Annotated in this window: 21 protein-coding genes; 13 read left to right on the plus strand and 8 right to left on the minus strand. The window is 56.8% G+C overall.

Features of this window, described 5'->3' with window-relative positions; translation table 11 throughout:
• Window positions 1–184: 184 nt before the first annotated feature.
• The 6 genes from H4N61_RS13300 to H4N61_RS13325 all read left to right on the plus strand — a co-directional run bounded on the left by H4N61_RS13300 (window position 185) and on the right by H4N61_RS13325 (window position 4,101).
• Complete coding sequence (locus H4N61_RS13300) at window positions 185–967, plus strand: FadR/GntR family transcriptional regulator (protein WP_182394234.1); 783 nt, start codon at window positions 185–187, stop codon at window positions 965–967.
• Between the two features lie 106 nt (window positions 968–1,073).
• The gene (locus H4N61_RS13305; protein ID WP_182394235.1) at window positions 1,074–2,660 is read left to right on the plus strand and encodes an FGGY-family carbohydrate kinase; all 1,587 of its coding nucleotides are present in this window, start codon (window positions 1,074–1,076) and stop codon (window positions 2,658–2,660) included.
• Between the two features lie 99 nt (window positions 2,661–2,759).
• On the plus strand, window positions 2,760–2,927 hold the full coding sequence (locus H4N61_RS13310; protein WP_169195732.1) for a hypothetical protein: 168 nt from the start codon (window positions 2,760–2,762) through the stop codon (window positions 2,925–2,927).
• Between the two features lie 36 nt (window positions 2,928–2,963).
• Entirely contained in the window at window positions 2,964–3,122 is a 159-nt protein-coding gene (locus tag H4N61_RS13315; RefSeq protein WP_169195733.1) for a DUF3309 family protein, read from the plus strand.
• A 194-nt stretch (window positions 3,123–3,316) separates the two neighbouring features.
• Window positions 3,317–3,673, plus strand: a complete 357-nt coding sequence (locus H4N61_RS13320; protein WP_182394236.1) for a DUF883 family protein — start codon at window positions 3,317–3,319, stop codon at window positions 3,671–3,673.
• A gap of 5 nt (window positions 3,674–3,678) precedes the next feature.
• Window positions 3,679–4,101, plus strand: coding sequence for a hypothetical protein (locus tag H4N61_RS13325; RefSeq protein WP_182394237.1), 423 nt, complete (start codon window positions 3,679–3,681; stop codon window positions 4,099–4,101).
• 5 nt (window positions 4,102–4,106) lie between these two features.
• On the opposite strand, the gene H4N61_RS13330 is transcribed toward H4N61_RS13325, so the two are convergent.
• From H4N61_RS13330 to H4N61_RS13345, 4 genes are all read right to left on the minus strand, one after another.
• Window positions 4,107–5,012 (minus strand): diacylglycerol kinase family protein, encoded by a 906-nt coding sequence (locus H4N61_RS13330; RefSeq protein WP_182394238.1) that lies wholly within the window; start codon window positions 5,010–5,012, stop codon window positions 4,107–4,109.
• Between the two features lies 1 nt (window position 5,013).
• Window positions 5,014–6,378: a CHASE3 domain-containing protein gene (locus H4N61_RS13335; RefSeq protein ID WP_182394239.1), complete on the minus strand. Its 1,365-nt coding sequence runs from the start codon at window positions 6,376–6,378 to the stop codon at window positions 5,014–5,016.
• Window positions 6,379–6,540: 162 nt separating this feature from the next.
• Window positions 6,541–7,095 carry an RNA polymerase sigma factor gene (locus tag H4N61_RS13340; RefSeq protein WP_169195739.1) on the minus strand — a complete coding sequence of 185 codons (555 nt, stop codon included), beginning with the start codon at window positions 7,093–7,095 and terminating at the stop codon, window positions 6,541–6,543.
• 4 nt (window positions 7,096–7,099) lie between these two features.
• On the minus strand, window positions 7,100–7,318 hold the full coding sequence (locus tag H4N61_RS13345) for a NepR family anti-sigma factor (RefSeq protein ID WP_169195740.1): 219 nt from the start codon (window positions 7,316–7,318) through the stop codon (window positions 7,100–7,102).
• Between the two features lie 150 nt (window positions 7,319–7,468).
• Here H4N61_RS13345 and H4N61_RS13350 point away from each other — a divergent pair, with 150 nt between their 5' ends.
• Together H4N61_RS13350 and H4N61_RS13355 are read left to right on the plus strand one after the other, a co-directional pair.
• Entirely contained in the window at window positions 7,469–8,263 is a 795-nt protein-coding gene (locus H4N61_RS13350; protein WP_169195741.1) for a response regulator, read from the plus strand.
• 116 nt (window positions 8,264–8,379) lie between these two features.
• The gene (locus tag H4N61_RS13355) at window positions 8,380–8,547 is read left to right on the plus strand and encodes a DUF1328 domain-containing protein (protein WP_169195742.1); all 168 of its coding nucleotides are present in this window, start codon (window positions 8,380–8,382) and stop codon (window positions 8,545–8,547) included.
• A 32-nt stretch (window positions 8,548–8,579) separates the two neighbouring features.
• On the opposite strand, the gene H4N61_RS13360 is transcribed toward H4N61_RS13355, so the two are convergent.
• Window positions 8,580–9,371: a YdcF family protein gene (locus H4N61_RS13360; protein WP_182394240.1), complete on the minus strand. Its 792-nt coding sequence runs from the start codon at window positions 9,369–9,371 to the stop codon at window positions 8,580–8,582.
• A gap of 155 nt (window positions 9,372–9,526) precedes the next feature.
• Here H4N61_RS13360 and H4N61_RS13365 point away from each other — a divergent pair, with 155 nt between their 5' ends.
• From H4N61_RS13365 to H4N61_RS13385, 5 genes are read left to right on the plus strand one after another with little or no spacing between them, the layout of a single operon-like run.
• Window positions 9,527–10,324: an amino acid ABC transporter ATP-binding protein gene (locus tag H4N61_RS13365; protein WP_182394241.1), complete on the plus strand. Its 798-nt coding sequence runs from the start codon at window positions 9,527–9,529 to the stop codon at window positions 10,322–10,324.
• Between the two features lie 48 nt (window positions 10,325–10,372).
• On the plus strand, window positions 10,373–11,122 hold the full coding sequence (locus H4N61_RS13370; protein WP_169195745.1) for a transporter substrate-binding domain-containing protein: 750 nt from the start codon (window positions 10,373–10,375) through the stop codon (window positions 11,120–11,122).
• A gap of 60 nt (window positions 11,123–11,182) precedes the next feature.
• Window positions 11,183–11,995, plus strand: a complete 813-nt coding sequence (locus tag H4N61_RS13375) for an ABC transporter permease subunit (protein WP_169195746.1) — start codon at window positions 11,183–11,185, stop codon at window positions 11,993–11,995.
• On the plus strand, window positions 11,992–12,729 hold the full coding sequence (locus H4N61_RS13380) for an ABC transporter permease subunit (protein ID WP_182394242.1): 738 nt from the start codon (window positions 11,992–11,994) through the stop codon (window positions 12,727–12,729). Before H4N61_RS13375 ends, H4N61_RS13380 begins: the two co-directional genes overlap by 4 nt.
• 4 nt (window positions 12,730–12,733) lie before the next feature.
• Window positions 12,734–13,870, plus strand: coding sequence for a succinylglutamate desuccinylase/aspartoacylase family protein (locus H4N61_RS13385; protein WP_182394243.1), 1,137 nt, complete (start codon window positions 12,734–12,736; stop codon window positions 13,868–13,870).
• Window positions 13,871–13,925: 55 nt separating this feature from the next.
• Here H4N61_RS13385 and uxuA read toward each other — a convergent pair whose 3' ends face one another.
• The 3 genes from uxuA to H4N61_RS13400 all read right to left on the minus strand — a co-directional run bounded on the left by uxuA (window position 13,926) and on the right by H4N61_RS13400 (window position 16,332).
• The gene (uxuA, locus tag H4N61_RS13390) at window positions 13,926–15,140 is read right to left on the minus strand and encodes a mannonate dehydratase (protein WP_182394244.1); all 1,215 of its coding nucleotides are present in this window, start codon (window positions 15,138–15,140) and stop codon (window positions 13,926–13,928) included.
• Between the two features lie 137 nt (window positions 15,141–15,277).
• Window positions 15,278–15,895, minus strand: a complete 618-nt coding sequence (locus H4N61_RS13395; protein ID WP_182394245.1) for a trimeric intracellular cation channel family protein — start codon at window positions 15,893–15,895, stop codon at window positions 15,278–15,280.
• Window positions 15,896–15,996: 101 nt separating this feature from the next.
• Entirely contained in the window at window positions 15,997–16,332 is a 336-nt protein-coding gene (locus H4N61_RS13400) for a cupin domain-containing protein (protein ID WP_182394246.1), read from the minus strand.
• Window positions 16,333–16,334 lie beyond the last annotated feature (2 nt).

Consider the following 16,334-nt stretch of genomic DNA (forward strand, 5'->3'; position numbering starts at 1 on the left):
CTAGTGCAATCTGATAGCTTCTGTAAAGTCCCCACACGCCCTTCAGAATATTTTTTCGAACCCAGAAGAAAATTGGAACGCTTGCTTGATCGGAAGAAATTCTCAGACTAACGTCCGGGTTCTGCCGCGGTCATAGCCAGATTATACGGTAGTCAGGATGTGAAACAGATCAAAGGTATCTGATATGTTTGATAATAACGCGCCATCGCCCGCGCCGAGCGATGCCACTGTCAGCGCCGCAGATTCGGTCGCTCGCGATCTGGCAGACATGATCCTGACGCAGATGGTGCCCGGCGCGAGCCTGCCCAGCGAAGCCGAGTTAGCAACACGTTATGGCGTGTCGCGCCTCACCATCCGCGAGGCGGTCAAACTCTTGGCCGGCCGCGGCCTGCTGGACTTGGCGCGAGGACGGCGCGCGGTTGTGCGCGAGCCAGATGGTTCGGTCTTCGCTGATTTCCTCACAGCCATATTGCACAATGATAGCAAGGGGCTTTTCGACCTCGTCGAGGTGCGTTTCTCGCTAGAAATGCAATCCGCCACTCTTGCTGCCAAGCGCGTCAACCGCGCCGGGCTGACCGCAATCGAAACCACTTTGGAGCGCATGCGCCAGTCTGCCGCCTCCGACAGTCCGGACGCAGAAGCCGATTTTCATAACGCGGACATTGCCTTTCACGAGGCCATTGCCCTCGCCAGTGGCAATCGCGTTTTAGGCTATCTGTTCGAGGCCATGTCCGGTCCCCTGCGCAATGGCGTTCGCATCAGCCGTCACGGCCAGGCCGCGCGCGGCCACACGATCCAAGACACGATAAATGCCCACCAGCTCATTCTCGACGCCATTCGATCCGGCAATGGGCGCGCGGCCGGTGAAGCCATGCGTGTCCATCTCAAGGACACCGAATCCGACATCCGCGCCGCGCTTGCCAGCATGACCAATCTACGCCCCACCCAGACCGACCTGCCCCGATAAGCCTCTGAGCGACAGAAGATTTCTCAAACTCTGCGCTAACGCTCCTGCCTAGCCCCACACCCTATCGTGGGCTATGGTCCGCGCCGGATGGAGCGGAGGGTAAGGCGTGTCACAGGATCTTCTGATTGGCGTCGATGTCGGCACAGGCAGCGCCCGCGCCGGGCTTTTCGACAAAGCAGGCAAGCTTTTATCGCGCCACGAAGTCCCCATCTCGATGCGGCGCTCAGATGCCCATCACGCAGAACATGATAGCGAAGAAATTTGGTCCACTGTCTGCCAGGCCGTGAGGGCAATTCTCAATCACGCCAAAGCCGATCCTGCCGCAGTCGTCGGCATCGCTTTCGATGCCACCTGTTCGCTGGTCGTCCGGGATGCAGACGGCGTGCCAGTTACGGTTTCCCCTGATGGCAACGCGCGTTGGGATACTATTGTCTGGCTCGACCATCGCGCCATTGCCGAGGCTGAAGAATGCACCCGCACGGGCCACCGCGTGCTCTCCTCCATCGGCGGCGTGATGTCGCCGGAAATGGAAGTACCGAAGCTGATGTGGCTCAAGCGTCACCTGCCCCAATCTTGGTCACGCGCCAAACAGATCTTTGATTTGGCAGACTTTCTCTCTTGGAAGGCCACTGGCTCAAATCAGCGCTCGCTCTGCACCCTTGCCACCAAATGGACCTATCAATCCGGAGATGGCGCGGGCTGGCAGCACGACTTTTTTGAACAAATCGGCCTCGAGGATATCGTCGATCGCACCAGCATCCCGCCGCATCCTACCCCTGTCGGGGGCGATCTGGGCCCCTTGACCTCTAAGGCTGCGACGGAGCTCGGCTTAACCACGAAATGCCACGTCGGCGCAGGCGTCGTTGATGCCTATTCAGGCGCGCTGGCCACTCTTGGCCCGCTGACCAGTACCCCACTCGACCTCAATCGCCACTGCGCCCTAATTGCGGGCACCTCAAGTTGCGTGATGACCATGGCACCCGACCGCGCGCCCACGCCGGGCGTTTGGGGGCCTCACCATGGAACAATCCTAGGCGGCTACTGGCAAATGGAAGGTGGGCAATCGGCCTCCGGCGCCCTGCTCGATCACATTGTCCGTTGGCACGCTGCGGGCGGCGACCCCACAGCCGAGCGTCATCGCGACATTATTGATCGCGTTCAGCAGTTGCGCGCCATCGAGGGCTCCAACTTGGCCAAGCGCCTTCACGTCGTCCCCGATTTCCATGGCAATCGTTCACCCCTAGCAAACCCAAATGCTTTGGGCGTCATTTCTGGGCTAACCCTCGATAGTGACTTTGATAGCCTCTGCCGCCTTTACTGGCGGACATGTGTTGGCATAGCCCTAGGCATTCGTCACATTCTCGACGCCATCAACACCGGCCCCTATGCGATTGACACGATCCACGTCATCGGCGGTCACACCAAAAATCCACTATTGATGGAGCTTTACGCTGAGGCGACCGGCTGCACAGTGATCGAGCCCAACACTCCAGACGCAACGCTCTTGGGCATGGCCATGGCCGCCGCAAATGCCGCCGGGCTATATGATGGCCTGGCGCAAGCGACCATTGCGATGCACCAAGGCGACACCGCCCACACACCCCACCGCAAGGACGAAATCGCATTTTCTCGCGACTACGATATCTTCTTGAAAATGCTCGCGCATCGCGCCGAGCTGGATGCCTACGCATAAGGCCTATGCGCCGGAAACATTAGCGGAACTAATTTCGCTATGTCTCGTTCTCCCTGCAGCCGTCTTGTACCCCACAAGCCGGTTTATGGAGATACGATCATGCAGAATATCGAACTCAAATCCCTCGAAGATGCTGGTCGCACCACCGCAGTCTGGTCTTCCGATATTTCGGAGAAACCATCCCGCCTTGAAAGCGTTGCCTTCGCGCTTCTTCCGGCGTCGCTCATCCTAGTCGTCGCCGCGATTTTGCTGGTCGCGCTGCTCTAGGGTCAGAGCTACGTTCGCGCCACTTAGGAGGGTCTTATGACACTAGGCACCATACTTCTTATTATTCTCATCTTGCTTCTGGTCGGCGCACTGCCCAATTGGGGCTACTCGCGTAACTTTGGCTATTTCCCGTCCGGCATTCTGGGCGTGATTTTGGTCGTCGTGATCATCCTGCTGCTGATGGGACGAATTTAGCTGAGAACACCGAAAAACGGGCAGACTTCCCTCAGGCTCTTTGAGCCCGCCCGTTGCAAGACGGCATTGCCCCCGCCCGTCTTGCCCATGATCCCGGCGACCTAACGGTCTTGCCGGGATCATTCTTTATTGGCCCCTTCGGAACCCACACCCAGCATTCGCGTTTAGTACACACACATAGTGGAGTATTATTTATGGCAATTTCAGACGTAACCACCGCAGCGGCCAAAGCGAAAAGCACAACGCGCGAAGCAGAACTAGAGCTTCAGATTTCACAACTGCGCGAAGACATTAAGTCGATCACGGACACTGTTGGTAAACTGGCAAACAGCAAGACTGAAGAAGCCAAGGGCAAGCTAAACGAAGTTAAAGACGCTGCAGCCAATGAACTTGAACACCTCAAGGCCAAAGGCCAGGACCTGATCGGCGAAGCCCAGGGTCAGGCTGAGCAGTATGAAAAGCAGCTCAAGGACACCATTCGTGAAAAGCCACTGACCTCGGTTGCGACTGCAGTGGGTATTGGCTTCGTCCTCGCCCTTCTGACACGGTAAGCCTTATGGGTCTGATAGCGCCCCTCGCGGCGCTACTCGGCTTAGAGGTAGAGAACATTGCCGACAAGGCAAAGGCGGCAGCAATCGTTTATGGGCTGCTGGGCCTGTTCTCGACCATTGCTATCGTCTTCCTGCTTGTCGCAGCCTATCTGGCGCTTGCTGATCTCTTTAGCCCGCTGATGGCCGCCCTCCTGCTCGCTGGCCTATTTGTCCTGCTTGCAGTGGCGCTATTGCTCGGCGCTCAGATTGGAAAGAACCAGCAAAAGCGCAAGGTCGCTCAGCGTCGGCGGTCCAGTGAAACTGGTGCCTTCATCACCACAGCAGCGCTCACCGCTGTGCCGATGATCCTGCGCGCACCAATGGCGGCTAAGCTTGCACTGCCTGCTGCTATTATCGGTACCCTAGCTCTGCTGCGGAACCGAGAGTAACCGTCTCAAACCACTGTCGCTGGCTGAACAATTGCCAGAGACAGTGGTTTTAATTCGAGCACCACCTTCTCTTCCAGCGGTATCAATTCCCCATCGATCACGGCGAACACGCCGCGTTTGCGCTTGGGAAACGTCAGCACGACCTTGCGCGCCTCAATCTCCGTGACCGATGGATTGTCCCGCCATTGTCCGGTGACGATATCTTTCACGAGCCCCAACAGCGCGTTGGATGTCAGGGCACCAGCCACATAGACGCCGAGCTTGCCGCTATCGAGCCGCGCTGCCACCGGCAATCCACCAGCACCAACCGGGTTGTTGGAGACGGCCAAGCCAGAGCTATGCTGGGACACCAAGCCCTGCGCCGTTTCGATTTCAACCGCAAAGCGCGGCGGGTTCACCATTGAAGAAAACACCGCGCGCAGACTCGCCAGCATTTTGCCGATCCGGCCATGATAGGTCATCGAATTACGGATCCGCACCAGCCGTGCATGAACGCCGACACCAAACTGAAAGACGAACGGTCGGCCATTGGCCGTTGCGACGTCGACATGGGCTATGCGCCCCGCAGCCAAAGCGCTAATCGCCGCCGTCAGGTCCATCGGCCCACCTATGGCGCGCGCGAACATGTTCATTGTCCCCGCTGGCAGAACACCCAGCGGCTTGCCGCAGTGGTAGGCCACAGCTGCGGCGACGGAGATCGTTCCATCGCCACCACCGGCTATAATGCCGTCCACCCCATCGTCCTCTGCGGCCGCCTGCAATGCTGCCTCGACCTCATTGCCACGGACCTGCACACACTCGAGCTTGTGCCCTTCCGCCTCAAAACTGGTCGTCGCCAGCGCGGTGAAAGCGTCAAGGTCTGTGGTTTTCAGCGTTCCACCATCCCGGTTGAGGATCATGCGGAAGCGCAATCTAGGCCTCGTGACCGTGGAGCAACTGCCCCAGCTGCGGCATGGTGATACGCACGGTCAGACCACCGGTATCGCGGCGTATGTACTTCGGTTCCCCGCCAAACTGATTGGAGAGCTGCTTGACGATAACCGATCCAAGCCCCTCATCGCTCGTTTCATTCTGCAGCCCCGCACCATTGTCCTCGACGTCAAGAACGGCAATCCCATCATCACCCTTGTAAAGCTTGACGATGATGGCCCCGCTCTGGCCATTGGGAAACGCATGCTTGAGCGCGTTGGTAATCAATTCGCCGACGAGGATGCCCAAGGTCGTTGCATCTCGCGCACCAACCTCGATGGGTTCAATTTCAGCGGAAATGCTGACACGCCCACTGTCCGCTTGGGTGCCGGCGATGTCCTCGACCACCGCACCCAAAAACTCAGCCGCGCTCGTGGTTTCAAGATCGTCACCCAGTCGCAAACGCCTATGTGCGGAAGCGATGGCGTGGACGCGTTGACGCGCTGCCTCAAGCGCAGTCTTCACCTTATCGGAGTTAGAGCGCATTGCCTGCAAAGCGAGGAGAGACGAGACCGTTGCCAAGGAATTGCCGATACGATGGTTCATATCCTGCAGAAGCGTCTCGACGCGTTCCCGTTCCTTTTCAGCAAGAGTTTTAGCCTCTTCGATAACCTTTGTTCGTTCCGCGACCTCGGACTCGAGCAATTCGTTCTGCGATTTCAGGCCATGCCGTTCCATCGCCAAGAGGCTCACCTGGCGCTGCGTGCGCGCCAGTAACGAATAGGCCAACACCACGGAGGCGAACACTGCGGCGATCATCGCGAAAGCGGATAGGCTTCTTGTCTGACGGATCGCCTCGTTTCTCTGTGCGAGCTTTTCGTCTTCTTCGGCCACAAAGTCCGCCAGCGTCTGAGTGACTTCACTCATCAACCGCGCACCGAGCCCAGTCTCCAAAAGATTGAGCGCTTGCCCGCCTTCATTCAGCCGCGCGAGTTCGACAACCCGCTGCATCTCGGCGAGCTTACCCACGAAGGAACCCGTAATGCCCTCAAGCCGCGCGTGTTGGGCGCGGTCGTCTTCTGTCATGGTCAGTAGAGTGTCGGCATCGTCACTAATGCCAGCGATAGCGGATTGATACGCCTGATAAAATTGCTCATCGCCGGTGAGCAGATAGCCACGCTGGTTCGCTTCCGCCTCAACAAGCGATTGGCTCAATTGACTAGCAGATGTCCGCACAGCGAAGGTCTTGGTGACATCTTCAAGCTGACGCTCGAAGCCACGCAGCAAAAGCAGTGACGTCACAACGCCCAAGCACACCAAGGCCAAAGACGACCAAATAGCGACCCTGCGCATTTGCGGGCGCAACATGGGTCTCGTCTCTGCCGACTTGGTTTCCATCGTCAAAGGCCCCGATCCGATATTCAAATCCACTGCCCCGCCCAAGGCCGACATCAAGACGGCCTTGCATCACATCAATGGCAGTATTGAGGCTCAGGGCGAGAGAGATGGCAATAGGTGCCTCACTCCCCCCTAGAACGAGTGGTTTCCTGATGTCACCTGCGCTGAAACAGCATCCGGACCATAGTCAGACTCGCCGCTGACTTTGAGAATATCAGTGAGGCGCGACCGTGCTCTGGAGACCCGGCTCTTCATGGTTCCCACCGCGCAATCACAGATGGCTGCCGCTTCTTCGTAGGAGAAGCCCGAAGCACCGATCAGAATAACCGCTTCACGCTGATCATCTGGCAGCTGCGCTAGCGCCTTCTTGAAATCCTCAAGATCCATGGAGCCATACTGCGAAGGATGCACCGATAGTCGTTCGGTAAAAGCACCGTCGCTATCTTGCACCTCGCGGCCGCGCTTGCGCATCTGGCTATAAAACTCATTGCGAAGAATGGTGAAAAGCCATGCCTTGATATTGGTGCCCATCTCAAAGCTGGACTGCTTCGCCCACGCTTTCATAACGGTATCCTGCACCAGGTCATCAGCCTTGTCGTGCTTGCCGGTCAAAGACACAGCAAACGCGCGAAGACTGGGCAAGGTCGCCAGCATTTCTCTCTTAAACGAGGGAGTCTCGGCTGCCATGAGGTTACTCCCCACCCGTTTGGGCACTAGCAGCTTGAGCCCTTTCGGCCTCATCAAGTTTTTCTAGTAAATCTAGAAGTTGGTCAGGAACCCCCTCGTCCTGCACTGCTCCATAAAGAGCACGCAAACGCGAACCAATATCGGAATTCGGCCCCAACCCGTCGTCTACCCGCCCCTCATGCTTTCGCATGTTCGGCTGAGTCACACGATTATCCTTTGTCATTCACCCGACCGTTCAGTCTTGCACTACTCTATTTAACAGTTACCAATGCACACATAGGGCAAAAGTTCCAGTACATCGGAACTTTCCTTTATCGTGGTCGTTAAGGATAAAGTGCAAGATTGCACGAGCGTCACTGGGGAGCTATTTTCTATGTCACTATCTATGCGGATTGCGCCGCACCTGCCCTACCTCCGTCGTTTTTCGCGCGCAGTGACTGGCTCACAAACTTCTGGCGACGCCTATGTCGCCGCTACTCTAGAAACTCTGATTGCCGATATTAGCCTATTTCCAGAAGCGTCTAGCGATCGCATAGCGATCTACAAACTCTTCTCGGCCTTGTTCTCCTCCTCTGCCATTACGATCCCATCGCCTGTTTCCAGTTTCATTTGGGAGCAGCGTGCGGCGTCTAACCTTGCCAATTTGGCCCCGCGCCCGCGCCAGGCATTTTTGCTGGTTGCAGTCGAAGGTTTCACCAATGATCAGGCTGCAGAAATTCTTGATGTGAGCGCTGAAGAGTTCACAGTTCTCCTGCGCGAAGCCTCGACCGACATCTCCCGTCAGGTCGCGACCGAAATTATGATCATTGAAGATGAACCGCTCATCGCAATGGACATTGAGCAGATGGTCGAAAGCCTCGGCCATAAGGTAGTTAGCATTGCCCGCACCCACAAAGAAGCTGTGGCGATGTTCAATGACACCAAGCCACGAATGATCCTAGCCGACATTCAGCTTGCTGACGGAAGCTCGGGCATTGATGCGGTAAATGACATTCTCAACGCTGCGTCCGTGCCGGTCATTTTCATCACAGCCTTCCCAGAACGGCTGCTCACAGGTGAACGTCCGGAGCCGACCTTCCTCGTTACCAAGCCGTTCAACCCAGACATGGTCAAGGCGTTGATCAGTCAGGCCCTATTCTTTGACGAAGGTTCCCGGGCGGCAGCATGAACTGCAAAATCAAATCTAAATCAGAAGGCCGGTTCTTACCGGCCTTTTTCTTTGTCGAACGGAACTCGAAGAGCTGCGGAACAGTTTATATTTCAATTCAAACTTTGGAGATTGAGATGCTGTACTACGCTCTCGTATTCCTCGTTATCGCTCTTATCGCTGGCGTGCTCGGCTTCGGCGGCATTGCAGGCGCCTCTGCGGGCATCGCGCAGATTCTGTTCTTCCTGTTCTTGGCCTTCCTCGTCATATCGCTGGTCATCGGCCTGATGCGCCGTAAAACCTAATCTCAGAAAGCGGTGCTCCGGCACCGCTTTTTTTATTGCCTTGGCGCAGGCAGGATATCCCCAATTCTTCCTGTAACCTTGTAGGCCACAAGGCCAATCCATTCGCGCATGGCAACGGTAAGAACCTCAAGGTTGAGGAGCGGATTTGCCAGGTCCAACCCAAAACTCTCATTGCCGGGACTCCTATAGTCGGTCGGCCAAGCAAGCACCTCTATGCCTTCCGCGCGAAATAGACCGACAGATCGCGGCATGTGAAAGGCTGAAGTGACCAGCGCGATGCCCCGGCTGTTCTTAAGCTGGTCTGCGGTGAACGCAGCGTTTTCCGCCGTGTTCCGGGACTCACCTTCTAAAATAAGCCGCGATCGATCAATTCCGAGCTGAACGAATATCCGTTCGGCCGATTCCGCCTCTGTTTCGGTTTCGGCTACAATCAACCCGGACCCGCCGCTAAAGACGATCTGAGCCTGAGGGAAACGCTGCGCTAGGGTCACAGCTTCGATAAACCGATCCCCAGCGCTATTCAGCTCCGAAACGCCCCGCGCCGCGCTGATCCGCCCATAGGTAGAGCCACCCAAAACAAGGATTGTGTTGAGATCGTCCGGAAGCGCTGCCCGCTCGAATCTATTTTCCAACGGCGCAATTAAAACCGCACCAAAGTTCGAGAAACCGGCAACCAGCGTGAATACAACCGCGGAGGCGATAAAGCTCAATGCCATCCTTCGCTTATGGAAGAAGGTGCCGACCATCGCTGCGACTAAGAGTATCAAAATAATGCTTAATGGCTGAGCGATGAGCCAAAAAATCTTTGATAGCAGGAAGAACAACGCTACCCCCGATCTACACCGTCTTTGGGTAAAGAACCCTTTTTCACTTGCTATCTCACCGACTTCTGGTTTTCTACCAAATGGTCAAGATTGCGTGCCTTCAAAAATAGCAATCACCGGTCAGCAGGAAGGCTCTTTCGGGGGCTAAGGTCAGTATGAGTCAAGCCGAACCCGTTGTGAACGGGGCAAATGTCGTTGTCGAACTGCGGAATATCCATAAGTCCTTTGGTGAACTTGAGGTCTTAAAAGGCGTTTCGTTCACCGCGAATGAAGGTCAGGTCATCTCGTTGATCGGCTCGTCCGGCTCTGGCAAATCGACGCTTCTGCGCTGCATCAATATGCTTGAAGTGCCCAATCAAGGTGACGTTGCCATTGGTGGTGAAGTCATTTCACTGGTGGGCAACGGCCATGCGCGCCGTATCGGCGATGAAAATCAGATCCGTCGCATCCGTTCGGAACTGGGCATGGTGTTCCAGTCCTTCAATCTCTGGGCGCACATGACTGTTCTTGAGAACGTCATGGAAGCCCCTTTGATCGTTCAAAAGCGTCAGCGCGCCGAAGTAGAAGCAGAGGCTCGCGCCATGCTCGACAAGGTCGGCATCGGTGCTAAGGCGGACGCTTACCCATCGCAGCTGTCTGGCGGCCAACAACAACGCGCTGCAATTGCGCGCGCACTGTGCATCAACCCGCGCGTCATGCTGTTTGACGAACCCACCTCGGCTCTCGATCCGGAGTTGGGTGTTGAAGTACTACGCGTGATCAAGCTTCTCGCTGACGAGGGGCGCACCATGATCCTTGTGACCCACGATATGGATTTCGCACGGTCGGTTTCCGACCATGTGATCTTCCTGCATCAAGGGCTAATCGAGGAAGAGGGAACACCTGATCAGGTGTTTGGTGCAACCAAGTCGGCGCGTCTTAAACAATTCCTCAACGCAGCGAACCACGACTGACGAGGATTGGCCTTAAGGCAAAAACCAAGAATTATAGGAGAGAGCGTTATGAAGAAAATTATGTTTGCCGCCGTTGCCGCACTTGCGCTGACCGGCGCGGTCTCCGCACAGGAAACCGTCCGTATCGCAACTGAAGGTGCATATGCACCTTGGAACTTCCTCGATGACAACGGCAATGCTGCCGGTTTTGAAATCGAGCTGGGCAATGCAATCTGCGCTGAAGCAGGTCTCACCTGCGAGTGGATCCTGAACGACTGGGATTCGATCATCCCGAACCTGCTCGCTGGCAACTACGACCTGATCATGGCTGGCATGTCGATCACTGAAGAGCGTCTCAAGACGATCGACTTCACCCAGAACTACTTCCCGCCAGATCCGTCCAAGTATGTTGCTATGGCAGCGACCGAGCTTGATTATGCCAACCTCTCCGGCGCCCGCGTTGGCGTTCAGGGCGGCACCATTCAGGCTGGCTATGCCGAAGAACACCACGCGGCCAACAACACCATCATCACCTTCGCGACCGCCGACCAGGCGATGGCCGATCTTGCTGCAGGCAACATCGACACCATCCTCGCTGACGGCGCTTATCTTGAACCAGTCGTTGCAGCTTCTGGCGGCGCGATCGAATTCAAGGGCGAAAACGTGCTCATCGGTGGCGGCGTTGGCGCTGGCGTCCGCAAGGACTCCGAAATCAAGACCAAGGTTGATGACGCGATCACCGCTCTGAAGAAGAACGGCACCGTCGACACCATCATTGCGAAGTGGTTTGAAGGCCACGGCCCATATTTCGCTGAATAAGGCTTAAAGCCCAACATCGGCCTTTCCCGCCATCGGGAAAGGCCTTTTAGAGATTCCCATATGTTCGAAGACTTTGCATTCTGGGTCGCCTACCTCACCAACGGTAAGCACATGACCTGGTACGCCAGCTTTCAGTTTACCGTTATTGCAGCCCTGCTCGGTGGGGCGCTTGCTGTTGTCTTCGGGCTAACTGGCGCGACGCTGAAAAGCTCGCGCTTTCTACCGCTCCGTCTGATCGGGTCCACCTACTCCGCTATCGTTCGCGGCGTCCCAGACATCCTCTTCTTCCTCTTCTTCCCGCTCGCGTTCGAGCAGGGCGTAGAGTGGTTCATCTCGACCCAAGTGTGTAGCGCCGACATGATCGCCGCGCAGAACGCACCTTGGCCTCCGTGTAAGGAAGCTAACTGGTTCCTGGGCACCACCGAATACCTGCTGCTCGCTAGCGTTTCCCTTGGCCTCGTCTATGGCGCGTTCGCGACCAACGTCATTCACGGGGCGATGCGCTCCGTGCCCCATGGCCAGCTTGAAGCGGCGCGTGCCTTTGGCATGTCCTCAAGCCAGGTGTTGTGGCGCGTGCATGTCCGCCAGATGTGGGTCTATGCCCTGCCCGGCCTCTCGAACGTCTGGCTGTTGCTCGTCAAAGCAACCTCGCTGCTCTCGCTCCTGCAGATTGCCGATATCGTGCTCTGGGCTGATCGTTTGGGTGCGCCAAATTTCCTGCCCGCTGTAGGGTTAGTCCACGACGATTGGCGCTGGCGGTATTACCTCGTCCTCTTCCTCTTCTACATCCTGGTTACATGGGTTTCCGAACGCGTGTTTGAAGCGATTATGCGCAAGGCTGGTCGTGGGATTCTCAGCGAGGTGGCAGCATGATCCAGGAATTCATCGACGACGTGATCGTGATGGCCCCGGCTGTATTGTACAATCTGTACTTTGCTGCCGCATCGATCCCACTTGGCTTCGGGTTCGCGGTGCTTCTCGCACTTGGAAAAGCCTCCCCCAATAAGCTGATCAACCATTTGTCGCGCGGCTTTATCTACGCCTTCCGAGGTTCGCCGCTCTTCATCCAGTTCTTCATGTTCTATTCTCTGGCGCTGTCACTGAACCTGAGCGTCTGGCGTCCTTTGGGCATTTCCGGTTTTGTGCTGCACCCGCTGTTTATTGCGCCGCTGGTCCTGACCATCAACACCGCTGCTTACACCGCCGAGATTTTCTACGGCGCTTTGCGAGCCGTTCCCAAGGGCGCGATTGAAGCCGCGCGCGCTTATGGCATGAGCCGTTCCCAGCAGTTCCGTCGCGTCATATGGCCGAACATGATCCGCTTCGCTTGGCCCGCATATACCAATGAAGTGGTGTTCCTGTTCCACGCGACAGCCATTGTCTATTTCGCCGTGCCTGTGCTGAGCGGTCAGCGTGAGCTCATGCTCACCGCCAAGGATTTTGTCGAACGCGACTTCAACGCCTTCCTCCATTTTTCGGCAGCAGCCGTTATCTTCCTCGCTGTCTCGCTGGTTATCTTCGCCATCTTTGGCGTGATTTATCAGCGCCTCATGCGCCACCTCCCCTCCCAGCCGGGCCTTCGTTTTGCGCCCAAATGGTTCCGCTAAGAACATGACTTTCCAGCAGCACTCCACAGTCGTGGCCGGCGATGCGCCTGGCCACTCAACCACGCTTTATTGGTACACCGTCGGTCCTGAAACCGCCGAGACCAAGGTGCATCTTCAAGCGGCCATGCATGCCGATGAACAGCCCGGCACCATGGCGCTCCATCACCTGCTGCCCATGCTGCGTGATGCTGACGCCAACGGAAAGCTCAACGCACGCTTTGTAATTTTCCCGTCGGTCAATCCGCTCGGTCTCGACACGCGCGTCCTGCGCCGTCACATCGGTCGCTATGATCTCGGCAGTGGCATCAACTTCAACCGCCGTTGGCCAGACCTTTATCCGGCGATTGCGGACAAAGTCGCTGGCAAGCTCGGAACGAGCGGCGCTGAGAACGTCAAAACTTTGCGTGCTGCAGTTGGTGAATGGCTCGACAGCCAGATCCCACTCACCGCAAACCAGAAGCTGCGGGTTCTGGTCATGAAGTCCGCGCATGACGCTGACATCGTGCTCGACCTGCATTGCGATGACGATAGTCTCCAACACATCTTCACCTCCCCCGAGATGACCGGCCTTCAAGCTTTGGCAAATCGTATGGGTGTGGCGGCAACGCTGACCGCTGAAGACAGCGGCGGCGGCTCTTTCGACGAAGTGCTGCCGAACCTTTATCGTAAGGCACAGGCCGCCAATCCAGGCCTGCCGATCCCGATGGCCGCTGAAACCGCGACCCTCGAATATCGCGGCCAAGCCGACGTGTTCGATCACATCGGTAGCAAGGACGCTAATGGTCTTTATAGCTTCTTCTGTGATCGCGGCTTGATCAGCGACACTGTTGATCCCGCCACCCCAGCACCCCCTTTCGTGCCGTTTGAAGCGACAGAGGTTCTGCGCACAGACCGCCCGGGCCTTCTCGCCTATCGCGTCGAGCTGGGTGACGAGGTCAAGAAGGGCGACGTGATCGCCGATCTCATCGCCATGGACGGCCCCGAGGCCTTTATCGCCCGCACGCCAATCACCACCAGTGCTGATGGCTTTGTGCTGTCCCGCGTCATGGCCAAGTATGTGCCAGCAGGTGCCTCCATCGCCAAGATCGTGGGCAAGGAAGTCCTCCCCAGCCGCGCTGGCGGTTACCTTCTCGAAGACTAAACACAAAGGGCTGGATCGATGATCCAGCCCTTTCTTATTCCTAGCGCTTATCGGCTTACTTAAGCCCGAACGCGCCGTGCTCCAGCGCCGTGAACACGCCACGCAGCTCCGCCAAGCCCTTCATACGACCAATAGTGGGATAGCCCGGCTGCGCCCGGCGACCGAGGTCGTCCAAAATATCCTGACCATGATCCGGACGCATCGGGATCTGCCAATCCTTGCGACCCACAGCCTTGCGGCGGCGCTCTTCCTTGATCACAGCCGCGATAACCGCAACCATGTCCGTATCGCCCCCCAAATGCTCGGCCTCATAGAACGAGCCCATGATGTCGTCATTGTCACGCTTGACGTTACGCAGGTGCAGGAAGTGGATTTTTCCGGCGAATTGCTCAACGATGGCTGGCAGATCATTGTCAGGACGCGCCCCTAGGGACCCCGTACAGAACGTCATGCCATTCGCTGGGCTATCCACCGCGTCGAGAATGTATTTGTAGTCCTCAGCCGTCGACATAATGCGTGGCAAGCCGAGCAAAGCGAACGGCGGATCATCAGGATGGCAGCACAGCCGTAAGCCGAGGTCTTCCGCTGTTGGCACCACTTCTTCAAGGAAGTGGATAAAGTGCTGGCGGAGCTGATCGCGACTGATCGCACCATATTCATTGAGGTGCGCTTGTACGTCTTCGAGCGACATCGACTCCGTTGAGCCTGGCAGGCCCATGGTGACGTTGCGTGCGAGCTGCTTCTTGTCGTCTTCCGACATCGCTTCAAACCGACGCCCTGCCTCATCGGCAATGGCATTGGTGAAGTCCGCCGGTGCGCCAGGGCGCTTGAGGATATGAATATCAAAAGCGGCAAAATCGGCGATATCGAAACGCATGCAGGAGCCGCCATGCGCAACCTGCCAGCGCAGATCGGTCCTCGTCCAATCCAGAACCGGCATGAAATTGTAGCAAATCGTCTCAATGCCGCTGTCAGCGAGGTTGCGCATCGAGATTTTGTAATTGGCGATATGCTCCCGCCAATCGCCCTTCTGCTTTTTCATGTCCTCGGTAACAGGAAGACTTTCGACTACATCCCAAGTGAGCCCGGAAGCAGAACCGTCCTTACGCGTAGAAATTTCCGAATGGCGTTTGGCGATCTCTTCCTTCGTCCAGACGACACCATTGGGAACGTGGTGCAGCGCACTGACCACGCCTTCGGCGCCAGCTTGGGTGATGTCATCGATGCTGGTCAAATCCTTCGGACCAAACCATCTCCATGTCTGTCGCACTTAAGGCTCCATAAATTCGATTGTTCTTGAATGTGATAGGCGCGCACAAACACCCGCGTGCGGATGCTGCCGCGCGCGGGGATCTGGCTCGATATGTGATGGTAATGAACGAGCGCTGGTCGCTCGGTTGCGCTGCGCTACTTGCGCATTTGCCTGTCGTACACGAAGCGCGGCATTTCCCATTTCAAGGTCAAAGCCAGCATACGCAGCGTAAAGCCCACCGCGATGGCGACCGCCGCTGTCAGATCCGGTGAGAAGTTCAGCATGAGCCCGGCATAGTAGAGCGCGCCCGTGATCAGCGAAACGGTCGCATAAAGCTCGCCTTGGAACACCAGTGGAATATCGTTGCACAGCACGTCGCGCAGAATACCGCCCACGATCCCGGTGATGATACCCGAGACGATGATGATCATCGGATGCAGGTCGAGTTCCATCGCAATGTTGCAGCCAATGATCGAAAAGACCACCAGACCGAACGCGTCGAGCGCCAGGAAGGGCCACTTCAACCGATCGACGACGCGCGCCAATGGGATGGTCAGCAAAGCTGCCCCACACACCAGTAGCAGCAAATAAGGGTTCGCGACCCAGGTGAGTGGATAGTGGCCGATTAGAACGTCCCGCATGCTGCCCCCGCCAAGCGCGGTGACACAGGCGATGAGGCACACGCCAAACCAATCCATGTTCCGACGACCCGCAGCGAGCGCCGCTGTCATGGCTTCGGCGGTAATGGCGATATAGAATGCAATAAGCAGCATGGCCAGCCTGTGGGGGGACGGAAGAATCTGCGGCCACTGTACGGGACCGCATGTCCTCTGTCTCACCCATCGTTTTGGCACAAGTGTTCACAGCGGATCGCTTACAGAAAATCAGCGCGGTGCGGCGTGAACACATCAACCAGCCGCCCCTTCTCAAGCGCGACGACGCCGTGCACCAAGCCAGAAGGCACAATAAAGCTGCCCCCCTGCCCCACGATTTCGGTTTTGCCGTCGATCGTCACCTCAAAGGAACCTTCGGCGACATAGCTCACCTGAATATGCGGGTGACTATGCAATGCGCCGACAGCCCCTTTTTCGAAGCCAAATTCGACCTGCATCATTTCAGCGGTATGGATCAGCACACGGCGCGTATTGCCGGGCGACAATTCAATCCATTCACTGACGTTTGGCTGAGCAAAAAACGCTTGTTGGCTCATGT

This window comes from Devosia sp. MC521 (assembly GCF_014127105.1).
Lineage (GTDB): Bacteria > Pseudomonadota > Alphaproteobacteria > Rhizobiales > Devosiaceae > Devosia.

Bases quoted from the DNA above. Each gene is read 5' to 3' on its own strand.
- H4N61_RS13345 (WP_169195740.1), bottom strand. From the start codon at position 7,318: ATGACAAAGGATAATCGTGTGACTCAGCCGAACATGCGAAAGCATGAG.
- H4N61_RS13350 (WP_169195741.1), top strand. From the start codon at position 7,469: ATGTCACTATCTATGCGGATTGCGCCGCACCTGCCCTACCTCCGTCGT.
- H4N61_RS13385 (WP_182394243.1), top strand. From the start codon at position 12,734: ATGACTTTCCAGCAGCACTCCACAGTCGTGGCCGGCGATGCGCCTGGC.
- H4N61_RS13400 (WP_182394246.1), bottom strand. From the start codon at position 16,332: ATGAGCCAACAAGCGTTTTTTGCTCAGCCAAACGTCAGTGAATGGATT.
- H4N61_RS13380 (WP_182394242.1), top strand. From the start codon at position 11,992: ATGATCCAGGAATTCATCGACGACGTGATCGTGATGGCCCCGGCTGTA.
- H4N61_RS13325 (WP_182394237.1), top strand. From the start codon at position 3,679: ATGGGTCTGATAGCGCCCCTCGCGGCGCTACTCGGCTTAGAGGTAGAG.
- H4N61_RS13355 (WP_169195742.1), top strand. From the start codon at position 8,380: ATGCTGTACTACGCTCTCGTATTCCTCGTTATCGCTCTTATCGCTGGC.
- H4N61_RS13335 (WP_182394239.1), bottom strand. From the start codon at position 6,378: ATGTTGCGCCCGCAAATGCGCAGGGTCGCTATTTGGTCGTCTTTGGCC.
- H4N61_RS13340 (WP_169195739.1), bottom strand. From the start codon at position 7,095: ATGGCAGCCGAGACTCCCTCGTTTAAGAGAGAAATGCTGGCGACCTTG.
- H4N61_RS13375 (WP_169195746.1), top strand. From the start codon at position 11,183: ATGTTCGAAGACTTTGCATTCTGGGTCGCCTACCTCACCAACGGTAAG.
- H4N61_RS13395 (WP_182394245.1), bottom strand. From the start codon at position 15,895: ATGCTGCTTATTGCATTCTATATCGCCATTACCGCCGAAGCCATGACA.
- H4N61_RS13365 (WP_182394241.1), top strand. From the start codon at position 9,527: ATGAGTCAAGCCGAACCCGTTGTGAACGGGGCAAATGTCGTTGTCGAA.
- H4N61_RS13370 (WP_169195745.1), top strand. From the start codon at position 10,373: ATGAAGAAAATTATGTTTGCCGCCGTTGCCGCACTTGCGCTGACCGGC.
- H4N61_RS13310 (WP_169195732.1), top strand. From the start codon at position 2,760: ATGCAGAATATCGAACTCAAATCCCTCGAAGATGCTGGTCGCACCACC.
- H4N61_RS13315 (WP_169195733.1), top strand. From the start codon at position 2,964: ATGACACTAGGCACCATACTTCTTATTATTCTCATCTTGCTTCTGGTC.
- H4N61_RS13320 (WP_182394236.1), top strand. From the start codon at position 3,317: ATGGCAATTTCAGACGTAACCACCGCAGCGGCCAAAGCGAAAAGCACA.
- H4N61_RS13300 (WP_182394234.1), top strand. From the start codon at position 185: ATGTTTGATAATAACGCGCCATCGCCCGCGCCGAGCGATGCCACTGTC.